The following is a 2717-nucleotide window of genomic DNA, read 5'->3' on the forward strand; positions in this document are numbered from 1 at the left end:
TGAGAACGGAAAGGAACGAAGCGCCCAAAGACGCGGTAGACGACCAGGAAAAATGATGATTAGCGCATATACATCCCCTTTAGCACAATTAAAGAACAGCGGTCGCCGGTTTCGGCGGCCGCTTCATTTTTCAGCCCTTGCACCGCTGCCGTTTATTCCCTATTTTTAAGGAAATCCATTCAAATTCCACGTGCTATGACCACTTTTCATATCAACCGCCGTCATTTTCTCAAAGGCGCAACGGCGGCGCTGGCGCTTTCCGCCCTGGGGGCTTACGGCCTCGACGTAGTCAATCCCAACAAACCTTATCGTGTGGGCCTTATCGGCACCGGCTGGTACGGTAAAAGCGATCTTTTCCGGTTGATGCAGGTGGCGCCGGTGCAGGTGATCGCCCTGTGCGATGCGGATGAAAACCAGCTGAAGGAAGCCGGCACGATGGTGGCGCAACGGCAGAAATCCGGCAAAACGCCCAAATTGTACCGCGATTTCCGGAAAATGCTCTCAGAGAACCAGCTGGATATCGTGCTCGTAGGCTCGCCCGACCATTGGCACGCCCTGCAGACCATCGAGGCGCTCAAATCCGGGGCGAACGTATACGTGCAAAAACCGATCAGCGTAGACGTGCTTGAAGGCGAAGCCATGCTGGCCGCCGCGCGCAAATACGGTAAAGTGGTGCAGGTAGGCACCCAGCGCAAGAGCACCCCGCACCTCATCGACGCAAAGAAAACGATCGTGGACGCGGGGCTCCTGGGCAAGATATCCCACGTCGAAATGTGCTGCTATTACCATATGCGCGCCAACGGCAACCCGCCCGTTGAGGCCGTTCCGGCTCATTTCGACTATGAAATGTGGACCGGCCCCGCGCCCCTCCGCCCCTTCGACGGCATGCCGCACGTTCGCTGGTGGCGCACCTTCATGGAATACGGCAACGGCATTATGGGCGATATGTGTATCCATATGTTCGACACCGTCCGCTGGATGCTGCAACTCGGCTGGCCGAAGCGCATCTCCTCCACCGGCGGCATTTATGTGCAGAAAGAAGGTAAATCCAATATCGCGGATACGCAATCCGCTATCTTCGAATACGACGATCTCAACTGTACCTGGCAGCACCGCACCTGGGGCACGCCGGCGGACCCCAAATATCCCTGGGCCTTCACGCTGTACGGCGAAAAAGGCACGCTGAAAGCCAGCACCATGTCGTACGACTTCATCCCGCAGGGAAAAGGCGAGCCGATCCACAAAGACGTGGTGTATGAAAAAGAGAAATACCCGGAAGACGTCAACGAAAAAGGCATCGAACTGAACGCCGCACCCGCCACCCGCCTCCACATGCTGAACTTCCTCGAAGCCATCGCTACCAAAGGAAGGCCGATAGCCGATATTGAAGACGGGCACATCAGCACCGCCAGCTGCATCCTCGCCAACATTTCCATGCAAACCGGCAGACCCGTGGTGTACGATCATTCCAAAAGGATCATCGTGGGCGACAACGAAGCAACCGGCCTGCTGCAACGCCCCTATCGCGGCCCCTGGCAGCACCCTGCGGCTTTGCTGGTATAATACCCATCAGCCTACACCTCGTATAATTCGAGCGGGAGCCCGTCGGGATCGGTGAAAAAAGTGAACTTTTTGCCGGTGAATTCATCAATCCGCACCGGTTCGCAGGCAACTCCCTTGCTTTCCAGCACGGCTGCGGAGGCGGCTACGTTGCGCACGGCAAACGCCAGGTGGCGCAGGCCCCGCGCTTCGGGAGACGATACACGGGCGGGAGGATCGGGAAAGGAAAACAACTCAATGGTATACGTTCCGTTCAGCGCCAGATCCAGTTTCCAGGAGTTGCGGGCGGCGCGGTAATGCTCGGCCACAATGGTGAACCCCAGTACTTCCGTGTAAAAAACTTTCGAACGGGCGTAATCGGAACAGATGATGGCGATATGGTGGATATTTTGCAGTTGCAGCATAGGACAAAAGTAAGGAATCAGCGGATGAGGGTCACCGTTCCCTGCCGGCTGAATTTCCGGCCGGTGTAATCCGTTCCTTCCACGACCCAAACATATGTTCCTGCGGATGCCGGCCGGCCATTTTGCTCGCCGTTCCAGAAGTCGGTCAGCGATTTCGCTTCCCAGACCAGCTTTCCCCATCTGTCCCACACTCTGAAATACCCCAGCTGCGGAACACCGGGAGCAATTACGCGGAACCGGTCGTTTACACCGTCGTTGTTGGGCGTGAAAGCCGTGGGCACGTAAAACTCGGGCCCGGTATAGACTTTCACCATCAATTCATCTTCCTGCACGCAACCTTCCGGCGAGCGTACCACGAGGCGGTATAACTGGTCTTTATCGGGAATGGCGATGGGATCGGGCAAGGTTGCGTCGCTGAGGCTGTTCGCCGGCCACCATTCGTAGCTGAGGCGTTCCCCGGTTACGGAGGGATGCATGCGCAGGGGCTGCCCCCGGGCGATCGTGGTGTCGGGGCCCGCATTCAACGCGATGTCGGTAACCACGGCTTCCAGCAAAACCGGTTTCGCCGCGCACCCGTCGCCGGACACCGCCTGCGCCACCACGCTGTACTTGCCGCCCCGGGCAAACCGGTAGGAAGTATTTTGCCGGTTGATTTCATCTTCATGATTCACCACCCATTTCCAATCCGTGATATTGACCGCCGGCGTGAGGTTCTGCGCCCGCAGCTCCGTCACTTCGCCGATACAGGCGTGC

Annotated in this window: 3 protein-coding genes; 1 reads left to right on the forward strand and 2 read right to left on the reverse strand. The window is 57.6% G+C overall.

Going from position 1 to position 2717, the window contains the following annotated elements; all coding sequences use genetic code 11:
- Nucleotides 1-195: 195 nt before the first annotated feature.
- Complete coding sequence (locus Q0510_RS19890; protein ID WP_298715604.1) at nucleotides 196-1563, forward strand: Gfo/Idh/MocA family oxidoreductase; 1368 nt, start codon at nucleotides 196-198, stop codon at nucleotides 1561-1563.
- A gap of 11 nt (nucleotides 1564-1574) precedes the next feature.
- Here the strand turns inward: Q0510_RS19890 and Q0510_RS19895 are convergent, their stop codons facing one another.
- Both Q0510_RS19895 and Q0510_RS19900 read right to left on the reverse strand, forming a co-directional pair.
- Nucleotides 1575-1964, reverse strand: coding sequence for a VOC family protein (locus Q0510_RS19895; protein ID WP_298715606.1), 390 nt, complete (start codon nucleotides 1962-1964; stop codon nucleotides 1575-1577).
- Between the two features lie 17 nt (nucleotides 1965-1981).
- Nucleotides 1982-2717: gliding motility-associated C-terminal domain-containing protein (locus tag Q0510_RS19900; RefSeq protein WP_298715608.1), on the reverse strand; the 736-nt coding region annotated here is incomplete at its 5' end.

It is taken from the genome of uncultured Chitinophaga sp., from assembly GCF_937874145.1.
Lineage (GTDB): Bacteria > Bacteroidota > Bacteroidia > Chitinophagales > Chitinophagaceae > Chitinophaga.

Bases quoted from the DNA above. Each gene is read 5' to 3' on its own strand.
- Q0510_RS19890 (WP_298715604.1), top strand. From the start codon at position 196: ATGACCACTTTTCATATCAACCGCCGTCATTTTCTCAAAGGCGCAACG.
- Q0510_RS19895 (WP_298715606.1), bottom strand. From the start codon at position 1,964: ATGCTGCAACTGCAAAATATCCACCATATCGCCATCATCTGTTCCGAT.